The organism is Ruegeria sp. AA6, assembly GCF_056542865.1.
The window spans coordinates 17,807-36,062 of the sequence record NZ_JBQGAN010000008.1 but is presented as its reverse complement, the minus strand read 5'-3'; the positions used below and the strand labels follow the sequence as shown (position 1 = coordinate 36,062).

Annotated in this window: 5 protein-coding genes; 1 reads left to right on the top strand and 4 read right to left on the bottom strand. The window is 57.0% G+C overall.

Annotated features, from left to right (window positions below):
* Positions 1-76: 76 nt before the first annotated feature.
* Positions 77-1,435: a hypothetical protein gene (locus ACR0LN_RS11795; protein WP_480429910.1), complete on the bottom strand. Its 1,359-nt coding sequence runs from the start codon at positions 1,433-1,435 to the stop codon at positions 77-79.
* 636 nt (positions 1,436-2,071) lie between these two features.
* Between ACR0LN_RS11795 and ACR0LN_RS11790 the strand changes: the two genes are divergently transcribed.
* Positions 2,072-7,684 carry a RecQ family ATP-dependent DNA helicase gene (locus ACR0LN_RS11790; RefSeq protein WP_480429909.1) on the top strand — a complete coding sequence of 1,871 codons (5,613 nt, stop codon included), beginning with the start codon at positions 2,072-2,074 and terminating at the stop codon, positions 7,682-7,684.
* A gap of 48 nt (positions 7,685-7,732) precedes the next feature.
* Here the strand turns inward: ACR0LN_RS11790 and ACR0LN_RS11785 are convergent, their stop codons facing one another.
* The 3 genes from ACR0LN_RS11785 to ACR0LN_RS11775 are packed head-to-tail and all read right to left on the bottom strand — an operon-like array spanning position 7,733 to position 18,118.
* The gene (locus ACR0LN_RS11785) at positions 7,733-11,167 is read right to left on the bottom strand and encodes an AAA family ATPase (RefSeq protein ID WP_480429908.1); all 3,435 of its coding nucleotides are present in this window, start codon (positions 11,165-11,167) and stop codon (positions 7,733-7,735) included.
* Positions 11,167-12,390, bottom strand: a complete 1,224-nt coding sequence (locus ACR0LN_RS11780; protein ID WP_480429907.1) for a metallophosphoesterase family protein — start codon at positions 12,388-12,390, stop codon at positions 11,167-11,169. Before ACR0LN_RS11780 ends, ACR0LN_RS11785 begins: the two co-directional genes overlap by 1 nt.
* A complete protein-coding gene (locus ACR0LN_RS11775; protein ID WP_480429906.1) occupies positions 12,368-18,118 on the bottom strand; it encodes a DUF3320 domain-containing protein in 5,751 nt (1,916 codons plus the stop codon). The genes ACR0LN_RS11780 and ACR0LN_RS11775 overlap by 23 nt, the downstream gene beginning before the upstream one ends.
* Between the last annotated feature and the right edge of the window lie 138 nt (positions 18,119-18,256).

Genomic DNA, 18,256 nt, shown 5'->3' with positions numbered 1-18,256 from the left:
CCTTAGGTCCTTCGGAGAGGAAAAATCAATCTGCCTTCAATTCTCCGTCTCGCAAGTCTGGATATAGCTCGGTCACTCAGCCTTCAAAGTCCTCTGCATCTTCTGCGATGGCGTCAATGGACACATCCTCAGCGGTCGGTTTGTCCTGTTTGATCCGCGGCGCTGCCTTCTTCCAGACAGAGAGGTTTGCGCCGACTTCGCCATAGAACAGAGGAACAACTTCCTCTAGGTCGGATATGAAGTTGGCCTGCTGGGTAAACCGCCCACCGAGACGTTTGGAAAGGAAAACGTGGAAGCCGTGCGTGACAAGGTGATCCTTACCTTCTTGGCAGATTTCAATGTTCTCCCGTAGATCTGAAACAAGGTGCTGTGTCGGCTCGCTGGCGCCTGGCCAAAGCAGACGTATATACAGCCCCTCCATGTCATCGATCTTTATTTGGCGGAGAAGCCAATTCAGACGAGCTTTTGTCGATTTCTTATCTTCAGGAGCCCTGATGGTCATCCCCACGTCGACACACCGCCGCTTCAGATCTGCAGTGACCTCGATAGGAGCGGCCGTGTCCGGCACATCCAACGTGCATTGCAATTGATGTTGCTCGCGAAGCAACAGCAGTTCATCTTTTTTCCGCTGCGCCGGATCATTGATATGCTTTCGCGACAGTTTCTCACTGACAGATGTTTCCACCAAACGGCTGAGTATTAGCGACAGATCACGTGTTTCCTGATGCCAAGCGTCAATTACGATCTGCGCCTCAGGCGACCGGGCCGGAATAACGCCGCCTGAAGACACTAGTTTGTTAATATCGCCCCATTCCTTGGGCATCCTATGGAAGCCCTGCACCCCAGCGCTCTCATGGTTGAGGAAACGTCGAAGCTCATTCAACAACAGCAGTTGGTCCTTGTCCTCGACTTGCTCATTGCTGATCAGCAACTCCGCGGTCGTGACCACATGCATCCATGACCAGTGATACACAGGAACCTTAGACCTACTCTTCCTGACTTCCTCGACCGGGTGAGCGGTCGGTGTAGTAGCAAACTGATTGGAGATCGTGATGACACAATCTATGCCGTTCTCTTTTGCGAGAGCGCGGTATCTTTCAATTTGCTCAGCATCGAGGGTGTTGTTCCCAACTTTGGTTTCAACAAGAGCCTTCCACTCTCGGGACCCAACCTTCAGAACAATCAATCCGTCTGGCCGATCCTTGATTGCCTCGGATTGGTTCTTGAACACAACCTCGGTGAAAGCATGAACCTGGGCTCGTTTTCCGCGTTTCTGGCCTATTGATTGCAGCAGCGCAGCTCCCAGCTCTTCAATCTGAACCATACAGGCCAGCACAATGGACGTTGTGCGGCCTTCCTTTGACGTGGTTGAGAGAACGGGGAACAAACGGGCAGCTTCGCCTTGAGCCAGGTAATCTGGCAACTTTTCAGTCATCTAAGCGCCTACAACTTGATATTGAATGTCATGTCTCAAATAGACAGTCGCCACAGCTTTCCGTCAAGTTTTCAATGAAGTAGGTAGTAAGAATACACGAAGCATGGATTGCCACACCACAAGGTTGATACTCAAAAATCCTATCATTTTTACATGATTTCAACAGTACATTCTCGTAGGAAAATTCGAAGCCTGTCACCTGTCGATAGACCCATGCGAGCTGCACCTCCGTGAAGGTCTCAGCACGATAACTTTCTGACACCCTCGGTTGTTGCGTGCTCTAAAACGCTTCCAATGGAGTAGATCGCAGATCAACAATATTTAGTAGTACAGATTCTCACAGACACAATATGTTTGCATTTTGGCAACTATGACGTTGTACTGCTGTGTTGGCAGAACCTCAGATGCGGTCCCGCCATACATGCGACACTGTCTTTCAGGAACTATCGGGGTGCACTGTGTTCTCCCTTCGAAGACCGGAGTTTGTACCTGCTGGACCGTATGCGGAATTGGTATGATTGCCGTAGACCGTATCTTCACCGCTTAGGTACTTTGATTAACTCTTCCCGCCCGGGTTGTGCATAGTCTCAAAAAGGTATTCTCTGACTGCAGTGTTTGAATAGTTGCGCATCACAAATGAACGGTCGACATACCGATTTACTTTCCAATTGTCTGTCCATCGATTTGGAGGTGGATCCAAAAACCGCGAAGGTATTTGCCTTTGCCGCCGTCCGAAACGATGAGCAACCTGCTTTGAAGTCGGAATCCAGCGCGCTGGAGAAAGATCTCGACCGCCTGGAAGAGGCTATCGCAGGTGCCCCACATCCGATTGGTCACAATTTCCTGCACCACGATATGGAACACCTAATTGCCGCCAGACCACGTCTGACCCAGATCATGCGGGCACCAATTGATACACTGTGGCTGAACCCGCTGGCCTTCCCACGCAACCCATACCACCATCTGGTCAAACACTATCAAGACGGGCGGCTGGCTGCAGGGCATATCAATGATCCAGAACTTGACGCCCGGCTTGTTTTTGAGGCGTTGGCCAATCAGCTCGATGCCTTTCAAAACCTTGCCGAAAGCGAACCAGATGCGCTTGTAGCCTATCACTTCCTGACCACTCGAACGGAACAATCGGAAGGGTTCGACGCGGTTTTCAAGTACCTGCGAAAAGCCAATTGTCCGCCGCAGGATGAAGCCGTTGCCGCCATCCGTCGGATGCTGGAGGACCGGGCTTGTAGTAAACGGGTCGAACAGACTCTGGGACGGCTTAGCAATCCCCGAAACGCATGGCCTATGGCTTATGCGCTATCCTGGATCACCGTAGCGGGTGGGGACTCGGTTATGCCGCCATGGGTTCGGGCGCAGTTTCGCGAGGCATCTCTGATTGTTCGACATCTCAGGGATACCTCCTGCAAAGATCCCGCCTGTCAATGGTGTGCTGAACAGAATGACCCGGTCCGTGCGCTGAACAGGTGGTTCGGGTTCGACAGTTTCCGCCCACAGCCTGTGGACCCAGATGGTCGCCCTCTGCAGGAACGCATTGTCGATGAGGCCATGTCCGGAACAAGCCTGCTCGGCATCCTGCCAACAGGCACTGGGAAGTCCGTGTGTTATCAGGTGCCCGCTTTGTCACGGTTCGACAAAATTGGGGCGTTGACCGTGGTCATTTCCCCGTTGGTCGCGCTGATGGCAGATCAGGTTCAGGGTATGGAGCGCGTAGGCATTTCCTGTTCCGTGACTGTGAATGGTCAGATGTCCATGCCCGAGCGACAAGACGCCCTGGACAAGGTCCGCATGGGGGATGCGGGCATTTTGATCATCTCGCCCGAGCAATTGCGCAGTACATCAATCCGGTCGGTACTGGCTCAGCGCGAAGTTGGCCTTTGGGCTATTGACGAGGCTCACTGCGTGTCGAAATGGGGTCATGATTTCAGGCCGGATTACAGATATCTGGGACGGTTCATCAAAGAGTTCTCGGGCGATCAAGACCCTGCCCCAATCCTCTGCCTCACGGCCACAGCCAAACCAGAGGTCGTCGCCGATATCGTCGAGCATTTCCAGTCTCGCGCCGGGGTCGAGCTGCTGTCCCTTGATGGTGGAGCATCGCGGAAAAACCTGACATTTGATGTCAGGCCTACGACTAAGAACAGCAAACTAACCGATGTCCTGAATGTGATCGAAGAGCTGCTGCCTTCTGAGGGCCGATCCGGCGCCGTGATCTATTGCGCAACGCGTAAAGAGACCGAGCGCGTCGCCGAGTTTCTAAAATCACAAGGTATGGACGCGGCACATTTCCACGCTGGACTTGGGTCCGATGACAAACACGACGTCCAGGAACGGTTCCGGGTCGGAGACCTGCGGGTGATTGCAGCCACCAACGCTTTTGGCATGGGCATCGACAAACCCGACATCCGGCTGGTAGTGCATGCTGACATCCCAGGGTCCTTGGAAAACTATCTTCAGGAGGCTGGGCGCGCCGGACGCGACCGCGAAGATGCCGATTGCGTGCTTCTGTACGCGGGGGATGATGTAGAACGTCAGTTCAGGCTGACCGCGGGTTCGCGTTTGGCACGGCATGAAATCGGAGCCATTCTGAAAGCCCTGCGCCGGATCGACGAGCGCACACGCAAAACTGGCAAGATCGTCGCCACTGCGGGTGAGATTGTCCGGTTCGAAAAGGATCAAGAATTCGAACGGGACAGTGCGACTGATGACACGAGAGTCAAGACAGCCGTATCTTGGCTTGAAGAAGCGACACTTGTTTCGCGAGAAGAGAACCGTGTTCGTATTTTCCCTTCTTCGCTAACAATCCGCACACTGGACGAGGCGAAACAACGGCTTGCGGATGCGGAGATCACTCAAGCGCATCGCAAACAATTGCTGGCCATCGTGCAGCATCTGATTTTGGCCCCGGCGGATGAAGGGGTCTCAACCGATCAGCTCTGCGGCGTCAGCGGTTTGACACCCGGCGCACTGACCAAAGCGATGGCCAATCTCGAAAGCTTTGGCATCGCGCGCAACGACGTTGCAGTGACGCTCTTCATCCATGTCGGTGTGGCGCAGTCTTCCTCCGGGCGCCTCACACAAGCCGCAAATCTGGAACGAGATTTGATCGCGTCGATGCGAGAGCTGGCACCGGATGCGGACAAAGAGACTCCTATACCGCTGAACCTGCAGGAAACCTGCCAGCATCTACGCAATCAGGACCACGCCGATGCCCGCCCCGATGTAATCGACAAACTGATCCGAGGCATAGCACGGGATGGCAAGGGGCAGGATGGAGGCACCGGCAATATCCGGTTGCGCAAAATAAGCCGAAACACTCTTAACGTGACGCGGATAAGATCGTGGGAAGTCATTGCCCAGACCGCTGAGTTTCGGTGGCAAGCTGCCGGGATTCTTTTGAAGTTTCTGATGGGTCGACTCGACAAAGGTGCGCGCGGCAAAGACCTTCAGGTCAAAACTACCGTTGGGGACCTTCTGGCGGAGCTCACACAGGATGCCGTTCTTAAATCCAGCGGTCTGCGCGATATGACCAAACTGTTGGAACGCTCCCTGCTTTGGATGCATGAACAGGGCGTGTTGACACTGGGGAAAGGGTTGACCGTATTCCGTCCCGCCATGACCGTATTCCTCAATCCCGAAGGGGGTCAGTTCACGCAATCGGACTTCCTTCCTCTGGAAGAACACTACGCCGAACAGACACTTCAGACCCACGTCATGGCGACTTATGCGGAAACCGGCCTGGAGAAGATCACGGACGCCGAACGCCTATCGGAGGATTACTTCCTGCTCAACAAAGAGCAGTTCATGAAGCGCTGGATGCCGGGCATGGCACGCGAAGTCAGGCGACAGACAACCAGCAAGTCCTGGACCACCATTGTCGAAGACCTGGGCAACAAGGTTCAGCAGGACATCGTCGCGGACGACCGGGACCAGACCAATGTTTTGGTTCTGGCCGGTCCCGGATCTGGGAAGACCCGTGTTTTGGTGCACAGGATCGCTTATCTATTGCGGATGAAGCGCGAAGACCCGCGCGGTATTTTGGTACTGGCCTATAATCGCCATGCCGCTGCCGAAATCCGTGTTCGTCTGCGAGCGCTGGTGGGCGATGATGCGGCGGGGGTTACGATCTCGACTTGCCATTCGCTTGCGATGAAGCTGGTTGGCGCCAGTTTTGCGGGTGTTCAGGCCGCAACTGAAGACTTCGACAATGTCATTATGGAGGCGGTTCGACAGCTTAACCCCGAAGGGCTGACCAAAGCCGAAGCAGAGGCGCAGCGCGAGAGCCTGATTCAGGGGTTTCGCTGGATTTTGGTGGATGAATACCAGGATATTGGCCCAGAGGAATACGCGCTCATTTCCGCCGTGGCAGGTCGTTCTCTGGAAGATATCGAGCTTAAACTTAGCCTGTTTGCAGTGGGCGACGATGACCAGAATATCTATGCCTTCAACGGAGCTTCTGTCGATTTCATCCGCAGATTTGAACAGGACTATAAAGCCAGACCATCTTTTCTGATCGAAAATTACCGGTCGACAGCACATATCATCGAAGCCGCCAATCAGGTCATATCCAAAGCGCCTGAACGTATGAAAGTGGATCACGAGATAAAGATCAATCAGGCGCGGCTCTCTCACCCCAGCGGCGGGCGTCTGGAGGGGAAGGATTCCATTGCCCATGGTCGAGTGCAGTTGCTGGACGTACCACCTGGCGCTATGCCGCAAGCTGCAGCAGCGATCGACGAGCTGATACGCCTTTCTCGCCTGGACCCCAATTGGAACTGGTCCCGCGCTGCTGTGATTTCCCGAGACTGGAAATCACTGGATGCAGTTCGGACCTATGCCGAAGCACTGGGTTTGCGCGTTGATATGGCCAACGAAGACCTTCCAAATGTTTGGCGACTTAGGGAGACCCAACGCCTAGTGTCCGGGCTGCGCGAGAAACAAGGCGCACTTCTGGGTATTCAGGACATCCTCACGGTCCTGAATGTTCAGCCTCGCAACAAATGGGTGGATTTGCTGGCAGAAGGTGTGGCGGAACTGGCCCGGGAGTTGGGCACCAAGACTATGCCGGTACCTGACATCATTGAATGGATCGCAGACTGGTCCCGGGATACACGCGGTGAACAACGTGGACTGCTATTGCTAACGGCGCACAGGGCCAAAGGCCTTGAATTTGACCATGTCGCCATTCTAAACGGCGGTTGGACCCGGGTCTCGAAAGAGGAGGATAACGAAGCCCCTCGTCGCCTATTCTATGTGGCAATGACCCGCGCACAGCAAAGCCTCACAGTGCTGACATCCGGAGCGCACCCCTTTCTGAAAACGGGTTCAGATTCAGTTCTGATCAGGCATATGACACCCGATCTCGACGAAACCTCGTTTCCCGCAACAAAATATCAGATGCCTGCGCTCGATATCGTAGATTTGTCATTCGCCGGTCGCCAAAGGGATGCACATGAAGTGCACAACGCCGTGCGCTCAGCGAATGTAGGGGACACCCTTTCCCTTGTGTTTCAACAACCTCATTGGGTTTTGTTGGACGCCCAAAAACGTGTTGTCGGACGTATGGCAAAATCGTGGAAGCCACCCCGCGGGCATGTATTTGCGTCCGGCCAGATCGGGGCCATCATCAACTGGCGCAAGATCGATAGTGGAGAAGAGTACGCTCACTACCAAAGGCGCGATAGTTGGGAGACCATACTACCAGAGTTGATCTTCCGACATGAGAATGCCGAAGCCTCGCATACTCAGCCGACACCAACAGCCCGAGAAGATGATCAGACGGACCGTGTCAGGGAAAATCCATATCGACAAACGGCCGACCCTTCCGCAAAGGCATTGGATATCTCGGTTCCAGAACCACAGGAGATTGATAGTCCGCCAAAACTCGACCTCAAAGCACTCATCCGCAAATCTATTGACGACACACGCTCCTGGGATGATCTTTCGGCAGCATTGAAAGATAAAGATATAGCACTGGCGGCCAAGGGCGGCGGCCTTGTGGTCAAAAACGTCTCAACCGGCGAGGAGATCGGAAAGATATCTGAGCTTGGGTTCAAATACATCGATCTTATCCGCCACTATGGCGAAGGTTTCCCTGATCACCCTGCCACATGGTTGGTCGAGAAAGCGTTAAACGACAACTACGTACCCAAAGGCCCAAGACGAACCAAGAAAGCAAAGAACCGCAAAAGAAAACCGGGCGATGGTGAAGATTTTTCGCTGATCGAAGATTGACAAATGCGCGGCTGAAATATCCGCGCAACGCCTCTCACCCTGCGCTGCTCAATCCATCAGATTGTGGATCACTGGTGGGTTTTCGCACACTTCTTTGGCGATCTCGACCACGTGGCGATGATGGGTCAGATAGATCGCTTGACCGTTTTGCCCTATCCTCTCCATCAAACGGCACGCAGCACGCGTTCGGTCTTCATCAAATGTTTCGAATATATCATCGCAGAAAAACGGCAACTGAACGCCCTGACTGACCATCTGCTCATATGCCGCCGCACGGAGCGCCAGATAGAGCTGAAACCGTGTTCCCTTCGACATATCCCCAACCTGCTTCGACGTGCCATTGCCATCAACCGCCAACAATATTTCCGACGCTCCTTCCGGCTGGGTCAACAGTTTTTGATAGGCCCCGTTCGTCAATTCAGCGAATGCGCGTTCAGTCGCGGCCATCATTTCACTTCGATGGCGGTCGCGGTATCGGCGGATAGCCTCTTCGGCGACGCGCAGACCAAGATCCCGCTCGACATAGTTCAAAATGGCGTCTTCGATCTGAAGGTGCAGTATCGCGCGACGCTCAACCAGTTCGGCAATTTCCGCGCTGCCGGAAATCGCCCCAAGGTCTTTTTCAGCATTCGCGCGTGCCACCGTCGTTTCTGACAGGGTGTCTTCCACCCGCTTGAGATCACCCTCCAAAGACTGCGCTCGGGCCTCAAGAACAGGTAAGGTGTGCTCCCCAGCTGCGATTCTTGCCTCATCCAGTGTCTCTTCTGAAAGATCGCTGAGGATTTGCTCCTCGATTTCAGCAACCTGCGCTCGGACCCTAATCACGTCTTTGGCCGTGCCTACAGCGTTCCGAAGAGCCTCAAGTGTGCTGACGTCAACCGTATCTGGAAATACGGCCCCAAGTGTCGTCACCGTTCGGTCAATGTCCGCCAATTTGTTACGGCAGTTTTCTCTGAGTTCGGTATGTTCGGCTTTTTTCCCGATCAGCTCAGTGTATCGTCTCTGATCGTCTTGCGCTTTTTCAGCGATTTGCCTGAGCCGGGCAAACGCGTCCAAGGAAGTGCTTTCACCAATTGCAAATTGGGTACTCAGCTCGGCTACCGCCGCCTCGAACTGTCGCTGATCCTCCTGCATCGCAAACACTTGCCGCGCAGCGCTTTGACGTGTCGCATCCCACTCGCGCAGGTGGCCCAACACGCCCGGAGACGCCGCAAGCCTGTCAGGCGATACCCGTGTGCCGAACAAATCGCCAACCTTGGATCGCCAAATCTCCCCTGCCCGCTCCAAGGCACTGCCAAGATCGTCCTGGCCGCTCTGGCGGCGCTCAAGCTCGCCCTGCAGTTCTGTCAGTTTTTCCGAGGTTTCGCGCAGAACATCTTTGTACGCGCGCTCGGAATCCGCCATGTCCCGGGCCGAAGCCAGCGCAGCATCAAATGTCGGGTCTTCCAAAGGAAGAAGCGGCGCAAGTTGCTGACGTAGACGCTCGGCGCGCTCAATCGTATCCTTGTGTTGCTCGGCAACCTCATTTCGCCGCCTGTGTGCTGCCAGCGCCGCTACGTGCAAATCAACCCAATTCGCAATAGCACGTGGTGACAGTTCGGGTAACCCGATTTTATCGGCGTAATCGATTATTCGGTCCTCAAATTCCTTTGCCTGCGCTGCCCATCCTTCGCGCGCCAACAGGACCCGTTCCTTGCGCGCCTCGGTTTCTGCCTGATCCTGAGTCATCTTCCGAAGCGCACCAAGTTCGGCGGCATGGACCAAACGGCTTGCGTTGATGTCATCCAACCGCGTCATCGCAGGCTCAAAGAGCGCCGCACTTTGTGCTGTCAAATCCGTGCAATGGGCCTGCCACAAGGCATCTCTTTGCGCCTGCGCCTCTTGCGCCTCAGCATCTCCAACAACAGCGGAACCCTCAGCCAGAGCAGATATCTGGGCGGCTTTGATTGCGATAGATTCTTCGTATTCTTCCAGCCTCTCATCAAGGCGCGCTATCTTTTCCGTAAGCGATCCATGTTGATCGGCGAGGTCCTCTGCGGTTGATCGATCTACCGGGCAGGCAGGCAGCGCCGAAAACGTGCAATCGCCAACCGTAAGTGCGTTCAGGGCATCCCTGGCAGATGCTTCCGCGGACAACATGGCTTGAGAAGCCGTTGCAAATGCAGGGGCCAGCCTATCGGCATCAAAACGCACAAGCAGTTCATGCGCACCGCTTTGAAGTGGCGCGGCTTCTTGTACCTCGCGCAGAGTCTTTTCTGCCTGCGCAACGCGCAGCGCACACTCTTCCAACTCGCGCGCACTGCTATTGCGGGTGGTTACTGCATCCCGCATGTTGCCCCGCAGTTCTTCAAGCGCCGTAATTTCGGCTGCGGACACAACAAAATCACCGACATCCGCATCCTCCGGCGCCCCAAGTTCTGCCACCACCCGTTTCATGTCCGCCTCGACCTCGTCCAGCCTGCGTTGGCGCCGGGGAATGTCCATCGCGGCTGTCAACGTACGGCTGCGCAGCTCGTCAAGGTCGTCCAGCTTTTGAGACAGGTTCAGACGGCTTTCGTCCGGAGGCAGATTCTCGAGTTCCTTTTCGGCTTCGTTCAGGTTGCCTGTCAGGCGCTCCAAATCCGTTTCTGCTTGGCCCCGATCGGCCAGCAGTTTGACCAGCATTTCAGGATCTATGTCGATCCTATCGGGATAATGCGCCTTATCCGCAATCTCGGCTACAAGCCTGTCCAGCTGTGCCAATCTGGGGATCACGCGACGCAAAGCATCGGTTTGGGATTGCTCGACGCGTAGGTCATCGCGCACCTGACGCGCATTTTCCTCGGCGGCCTGAGCAGCCGCGAGCCCATCTTTCAGCTTGCGCCAAGCGGCGGCGCTGACATCCAAGTCCCGAATGTCGCGGTCGATTTCGCTCAACTCTCGTTTCAGTTCGGCAACGCGTGTCGAACTGGATCGTTTTTTGTACAACGCATTTGCCTCAACCCGCGCCTGATCCAGAACCGTATTCAGATCCGCAACACCTGCCGCGGCCGAGAACAACAGCTTGCCGATATCACCACGGGCATTTGCAATCTCTTCACCACCCTTCTCGATTGTATCATCGTCCAGACACAACAGGCTGCGGTAGTCATCGGCCGACAGCCCACCCAAATGCGCGGCAATCGCGGTCTCAGGCAGTATCGCGTCCGCGTCACCCCGCAAGTTGCTATTGCGGGATGGCAACCGGGTGAACAGGCGGGCGTCTCCGTCGATTTCCAGCAACCCCGACACCTTCAGGTTCGCGCGCTGATGTTTGAACCCATAGGTGTCACGATTAGGGAAACCGTAAAGCAACCGCAGATAGGCTTCCATCGTCGTCGTTTTGCCCGCTTCGTTTGGCCCGTAGATCAAATGAAAATCCGATGTGCGGCCAGCGGCCCCGAAGTCCAGAACCTTGCCTGAAAAATGGCCAAAAACATCCAAAGCCAGTCGTTGGATACGCATCAGGAAGACGCCCCCTTCATCTTCGCGATCAGCCGCTGCGCACCGCGTTCGGCAAGATGCAGTACCAGACGGTTGGTTTCGGCTTCATCTGGCAACAGCTCTGTCCGGCGCTGCGGTGGGATTTCTTTCAGAACATCTTCCAGTTCAGTGCGATAGTTTTCCGCAAACCCAGCTTGATCGCGGATGGTCTTCATGATTACGGCCAGTTCATCCGTCGCGCTGTTTGCCGCCTCGTCATTCGCAGACAAATCAAAGACGATCCTGTCCAGCCACAACACCCCGGTTTCGCGGGCATATTGCGCCACAGTATCCATCCAGACATCTTGATCGCGTAAAAGCTGCCAGCGCCGCGGCGTGCGCCCCGAGAGGTTCAGTCGGATGACCGCATCGTCTGAAGCCAAACCGTCGGCGGCTTCACGCAACTTGCGGCGCAGCAGATCACGCAAGGCATCATCCGTGTCGAGGTCCTTCACGTCGACGGGCATTTCCAGAAACTCAACAACCGAAGTCGGCACCTCCTCGATGGTGATTTCGTCCGTGATGCTAATCAGCGTCGCGGATTTTGGCCCGGTTTCACCCATATCCCGCCCCTGCGGCATTCCGGGCATCACCACCCAAGGTGTCTGAGAGTGAATCTGGCGGCGATGGACATGACCCAGCGCCCAATAGTCATATCCTGAAGAGACCAGATCGCCGACACTGCAAGGGGCATAAGGATCGTGCCCCTCGGCCCCGGCCAGCGAACTGTGCAACATGGCAATGTTGACGGCCCCATCCACAGGGCCGGGAAATTTGGGCAGCAAGCTGTCAGGCGCATGGCGGCTGGCGAAACTGACACCGTGAATCCAAACCTCGGGCGACACCTGTACCTTGCCGCCGCGCCCGTCGAATACATGAACGTTGTCCGGCAGGTTCAGCTCACCCGTGACCGGGTTTTCAGCATCGTGGTTACCCTTGATGTAGAAAACCCGGATTCCGCATTCGCGCAGACGCTCCAACTGTATCACCAGAAAAGCCGCCGTACGGGCGCTGCGCTCGGCCCCGTCAAACAGGTCTCCTGCAATCAACAGGGCGGTCACTTCTTCAGCAATGGCCGTGTCAACGATCCTGACAAAAGCGGCCCGGCTGGCAGTCTGTACGCGTTCACGCAATTCCGGGTCGCGCAGGGCCAGAGATTTCAGCGGCGAATCCAGATGAACGTCAGCTGTGTGCAGAATCTTCATTGCCCGTCTGGTCCTCGTACCACCGCATGATCTCCTCAATCTGTTGACGCGCCGACCCGCTGACCCGCGACAGGCCAAGGTGACGGGCCAAATCCCCCACCGGATCCTCTGAGGCCTTCAGGTCCGCGCCAATTTCATCCAGAACCGCCGCAACCTCGGTGCGGGACACATCGCGGATGGCGCGGTTTCCCAGCCCGCGATACGGAATTCGATCCTGATAGGTGCCTGCCAGCCAGACAAACGGAGTGCCGAACTCATCATGCAGTTCGGCCGCGCCAAGCGCGTGTTCCACCCTGTCCATGATCCGGCGCCCGGTGCGCTGCCACCCGTGGCGGTTAGCGACCTCGCGGCCCAGATTGCGCAGGGGCATCGGGGCTTGATCGACCAAAACCTCGTGAACGATCTGCCGCAGAACCCCCATGTACCCAAGATCAAAGAAACGTTCCGGGTCGGCCTTCGGCCCGTCAATCTTGGCCAACTCGGTCGCATGAGACCCTGAGGCGAAGAGCTGAGGCTCATCAGCCTCTTTCGGCGCAAACTCCGGCGGCGCGCTGTCGGTCTGAGGCGGCTCGGGTGCAGGCAAGGCCCGCACCTCTGGCGGGTCTTCTTCCTCAGCCTCATGCTCTGCTTCCTGCCGGGCCGCGCGGTCTTCTTTCAGCAGCGCTTCCAACTTTTCATGCAACCGGTCGGCCACCACCGCCGGGTCGCGGAACCAGTCGGTCGACCAGATGCGCAGGATCGTCCAACCCAATCCTTCCAGCACCGCCTGCCGCACCTTGTCCCGATCCCGCGCCGTGGCAGAGCTGTGATAGGTGGCCCCGTCACATTCGATCCCGGCCAGATAGGCCCCTGCCCGATCCGGGTTTACGATCCCAAGATCAATGCGGAAGCCCGAGACACCGATCTGGGTCCGCACCTCCCACCCTTTGGCTCGGAACGCCTCGGCAATGGCCTGTTCAAACGGGTTTTCAACCGGTCCAAGCGATCCTTCCTCGCGCGCGGCCAGCGCAACCGGGCCACGCTCGGCATAGTCCAGAAAGGTTTTCAGATCACGCACCCCGGTCGCCCGGGTGCGCGACAGATCAATCTGATCATGGGTCAGCGAGGCGAACACATGCAATTCGCGCCGGGCCCGCGTGACGGCAACGTTCAAACGCTTTTCGCCGCCATCCGCATTCAACGCGCCGAAGTTCATCGACAATTTACCTGCAAGGTCCGGAGCGAACGTGATCGAAAACAGCATCACATCACGCTCATCCCCTTGAATATTCTCAAGGTTTTTCACGATCACCGGCTCTTCACGCTCTTCTGCAAAGAACCATTCAAGTTCAGGTGCATCCCGCCGCACTTTGTCCAGGAGGTCCAGGATCAGCCCCTGCTGCTGCGCGTTGAAGGTGATCACACCCAGCGTTCGCCGATCCTCCTCGGGGTGGTTCAGCCAAGCGGTCAGACGCTGGCGGATCAACGCCACAATCGCCTTGGCCTCATCCGCATTGGTCCGCCCTGCCCCGCGCGCATAGGTGCCGTCAATCTTGTGGAACGTCACAGCGTCGCTGCCCGTGCTGGGTGCAGGAAAGGTGACAAGGCCACCATCGTAGTAGAAGTGGTTCGAGAACGCGATCAGCGCCTCATCCCGGCTGCGATAGTGCCAATCCAGCCTGCGCGTCGGGATCCCTGCGGTCGCCACCTCATCCAGAATTGAAGGCATGTCGCCAATCATCCCTTCGGCGTCCTCCTCGGCCTCATCGCTGCGGCCAAAAAAGTTGGTCGGCGGCAACTGCTTGGGATCGCCTACAATGATCGACTGTTTCGCCCGCGCGATTGCTCCGATGGCATCCCAGGTCGTGATCTGCGACGCTTCGTCAAAAATCACAACGTCGAACGTCGCCTGACCTGCCGGAAGATACTGCGCAATCGACAACGGCGACATCAGCACGCAAGGGGCAAGTTTGGGCAGAACGTCGCCCAGATTCTCCAGCAGAGGCCGGATCGCCATCGAGGGGCGTTTCAGCCCCAACTGATGCCGTAGAACACCCAGTTCCGATTTTCTGGGCACCCCGTCCCTTGCGGGCAGGCGGTGATGAATGCGTCGCATGACTTCGCGCGGAGCATGTTCGGCGACCTCGTCATCCAGCTTACGGAAGGCCGCAACGATATCCTCATGCTCCCAATGCGCGAACTGGCGCAGCGGGTCCGAGGCATCCATAGCCAGAGGCAACCACCATCGGGCATATGCGCAGCGGCATTCGGCGACGGGATCACCTTTCAACTGATCCGCCTCAATTGCATCGACCAGAGGCGTCAGCCCCGCGGCTTTGGCCTTGTTCCGAATGGCAACCCAGCGGGTCCAGTCCGCAAGCCGCCCGCGTTGCGCCAGTGTCTGATCCACGGCCTCCAGAAGATCGCGTAAGGGCAGATCGGTGTCCACCAAGCCGCCAAGCCCAGCGAACTCGGTGATTGTCGCATTCAATGCGCTGTCCGCCGCCTGCCAGTCCTCCATTGCCTGTCGCAACTCGCCCGTGGGTCCTTCCTCCAACGCAGCGACAGTGGCACCGAACGCAACAGTATCGTTGATCTCAGACTGCGCACCGGCCAATGTCGCTCGCAACGAGATCGCCTGAGCCACCCGCCCCTTCAATCTGTGCAGCGACCGGTCTGCGCCGGCGGTATCGGCTACCGGGCTATCCTTCAGCACTGCCAGCTGTTTGCGGCACTCTTCCAACGCTGGCAAATCCCTGCCCGGTTCAACCTGTCCCGAGCTGGCATAGGTTTGCAGCAGCTTGCGGGTCTTGCGCTTTTTCAGGGCGGAAAGTGGCCAGAACCCCGCCTCACCCGCGCGCCATTCCGCATCCAGCTGATCCAACGGCAGGCGTTTCACATTGTCTTCGGTGTAGGACGCGCTGCATTGGTCCTGCGCGTCCATGAACGCAACAAGCGCGGTCTCGAACTGATCCACTTCGGCGTGCAGGTCACGCTCTGACAGGCGCGGCACCATGCGCAGATCGTCCGCGTCGGGATCAATACGGCGCGACAGGTCGGTCAGCAGAGCGCGACGTTCCGGCTTCAGCATCCGGTCCGGGGTCAATGCCAGCCGGCCTGAAATATCCGAAGATGATCGCATGGCACGGTCGATACACGCCCTCAGGGTTTTGGCCCGTTCAATGATCTGGTCTTCCCAGGCATGAGACCACTCGGCCTCTCCCACCAATGGCAGCGGTGTGCCACCGCCTACAGCTGTGTAGGTACGGCCAAGTTCCTCTGTGATCTCAAGCAACCGGTCAAAACTGTGCTGATCATGGGCATCCTTATCCGCATAGGACAGTTTCAGTCCCTTTGGTGCCCCCGCCGTCCATGAAATCGCGTCAAAGACCGAAAACCCCTGCGCACCCTTGGCGTGAACCGCCTGCACATAGGTATTGAGCTGGTCGCGCTTGATCCGCAGCTTCTCGGTGACATCCAGCCAGTCCTGCTCGCTGGTGGCCGAGGCCCTGTCCCATCCCCGGCCAAGCTGCGTCAGAACCCGCTTGCGGTCGGTCTTGTTGGAATGCAGCTCCAGCACCGCATCGCCCAACCCGTGTGCCTCAAGCCTGCGCTGCACAACATCCAAAGCCGCAGCTTTTTCGGCGACGAACAGCACCGTTTTACCATGGGCAAGGCACTGGCAAATGATATTGGCGATGGTCTGACTTTTTCCGGTGCCCGGCGGGCCGATCAATACGAAATCCCGCCCCTCAGCTGCTGCAACGACGGCTGACAATTGCGAGCTGTCAGCGGGCAGAGGTGTAACCAGATCCTTGGGTGCCAGTCGTTGATCCATCTGTTCGGCCGGGATCGCGTCCCCTGCCTCTCCCTCAAAGGTCTTGTCAGGGTTGTCGACCAGATGCGCCACCAGCCGGTTATTGCGCAACTGATCGGTGCGCTCGACCAGATCCTTCCACATCAGGTATTTCGAGAATGAAAAGGTCGAGATCGCGATCTCTTCCACAACCTCGAACCCCGGCACTTCGCGCACCCGCTGGCGCATCCATTCAAAGATACGCGGCAGGTCGATGCCGCTGTCGTCGCGGGGCAATTCGCCCTCAAGCTCGGGCAGGGTCAGGTCGAAATCACGCTTGAGAAATTCCAGCAAGGTCGAGTTGAACCGAACCTCGTCTTCGTGGTGCAGGATTCTAAAGTCTGACCGCGCCGATTTGCGTTCCAGCTTGATCGGGATCAGCAGCAGCGGAGCACGATAGCTGCGCTTTTCGCCCTCTCGCTGCCAGCGCAGGAACCCTGCCGCCAGAAACAGAGTATTTGTCCCACCCTCCTGAAGATCGCTCTTGGCTTTTCGAAACAGGGTCAGCAGGCGGTTGTCAGCGTCCTTGCGATCCAGCGGCATCGTGATCTGGCCGCGTTCGAACGCATCTTTCGTTGCGCTGGCGATGATCTCGTCCCTGTCCTGCCGCGACAGCTGACGCTCGCCAATGGGATCATCCTCCATCAGCGGATAGGCGCGGAACGCCTTGTCCGCGGCCAATGCATCCTCCAAAGCGCCAACATCAGGCACCAGGCAAGGCACAGTCTGTTTACTTGGCTTGAAGTTCAGCAGCCGGTTGCGCAGCGACAGGTCCAACAGCTTCGCCTGCCAACGTTCGATCCGTCCTTTGGGCGTGTCGGGAACTTGTTCGATCACTTCGGACGGCAACAGGCCAAAGTCGATAGGGTCCGGTAGTTTCGCGGGGGCAGCCTCAATATGCTCGGCCACACCGGCATCAGCCGCCACGTGGCTGGCCAGCGGACGGATCCGGGCCGAGCGCGCGCGGGTGATGTCAACAGCCATCAGGAATTCCTGCTCACGATCCTGGGACACACGGGACCGCCCGGCTTCGACCGCCTGTTCAAATCCGGCAGTCGGGCGTTGGGTCAACAGGGTGGTTTCAACCGGAATGAACTCTTTCGCGTGAGTCGCCTTGCGCACGGTGATCACGTCCGGCTCGGTCACGTGCCCAAAATCCCGATTGGTGATCCAGACCCCGGCCCAGGCGTGACCGCGACTAAACAGGACAACAGGATGCAACCCGGCCTGTTCCCACGCAGCGGCCAATAGCAGCGAACTGTCCAGACACGTGGCCAGCCCCTCGCTGCGAATTCGTTCGGGCGCACGGATTTTCTGCCCCTCAACCTCGAACGATGCAGGCGGGTTGGCATAAGTCAGCCCCATACCGGTCACGGCCGACCAGATTGCGCCAGCGATCATCCATGCGCGCTGCGGGTCACCGGATTGATATCCCTCAAGCGAGCCATCGTGCCCACTGCGTTCCAGCAACAGCGACGCCTCCTTGAGGATCGCCGCCACCACGGGATCGTTCGGAGATACAAAGGCTGCCAGCAGCCGGTCCATGTCACCCAGCCCGCCCCATTGATCGCGGGCCAGCAGCTCCAGAGGCAGAGTTTCTGACGACAACGGACCATCGCCCGTCGAAGCCGTCAGGGTCAGAGATCCGATTTCCGTTTCATTGAGACCGGCCAGTTTCTGTACGTCCAGAGGCGTCGCCAGATCGCCCAGTTCAAGACTCCCCATCGGGGACAACCGGTCGATGATCCAGGTCCTCGATTTTATCACGGCGGGTTGTGCGGTGAGGGTTATCTGGATGTTATCCAGCGGGCCATCGGTCATATTGGTGATCGACAGCGTCTTGAGAACGGGGATGTCATTCTGTGCAGAGGCGAAGTTTACCTTTTTAGCCATGTCAAATTGCAGGCTGGTAGAAGGGGCTATCGTCTCGATTGTTTCGGCCGAAGTGTTGTCAGCTGTCGAGGATTGAGAATGATCTGTGGTCATAAGTCTTTATGTTTAAATTTTCTGATGCGATCGAGAAACGCGCTT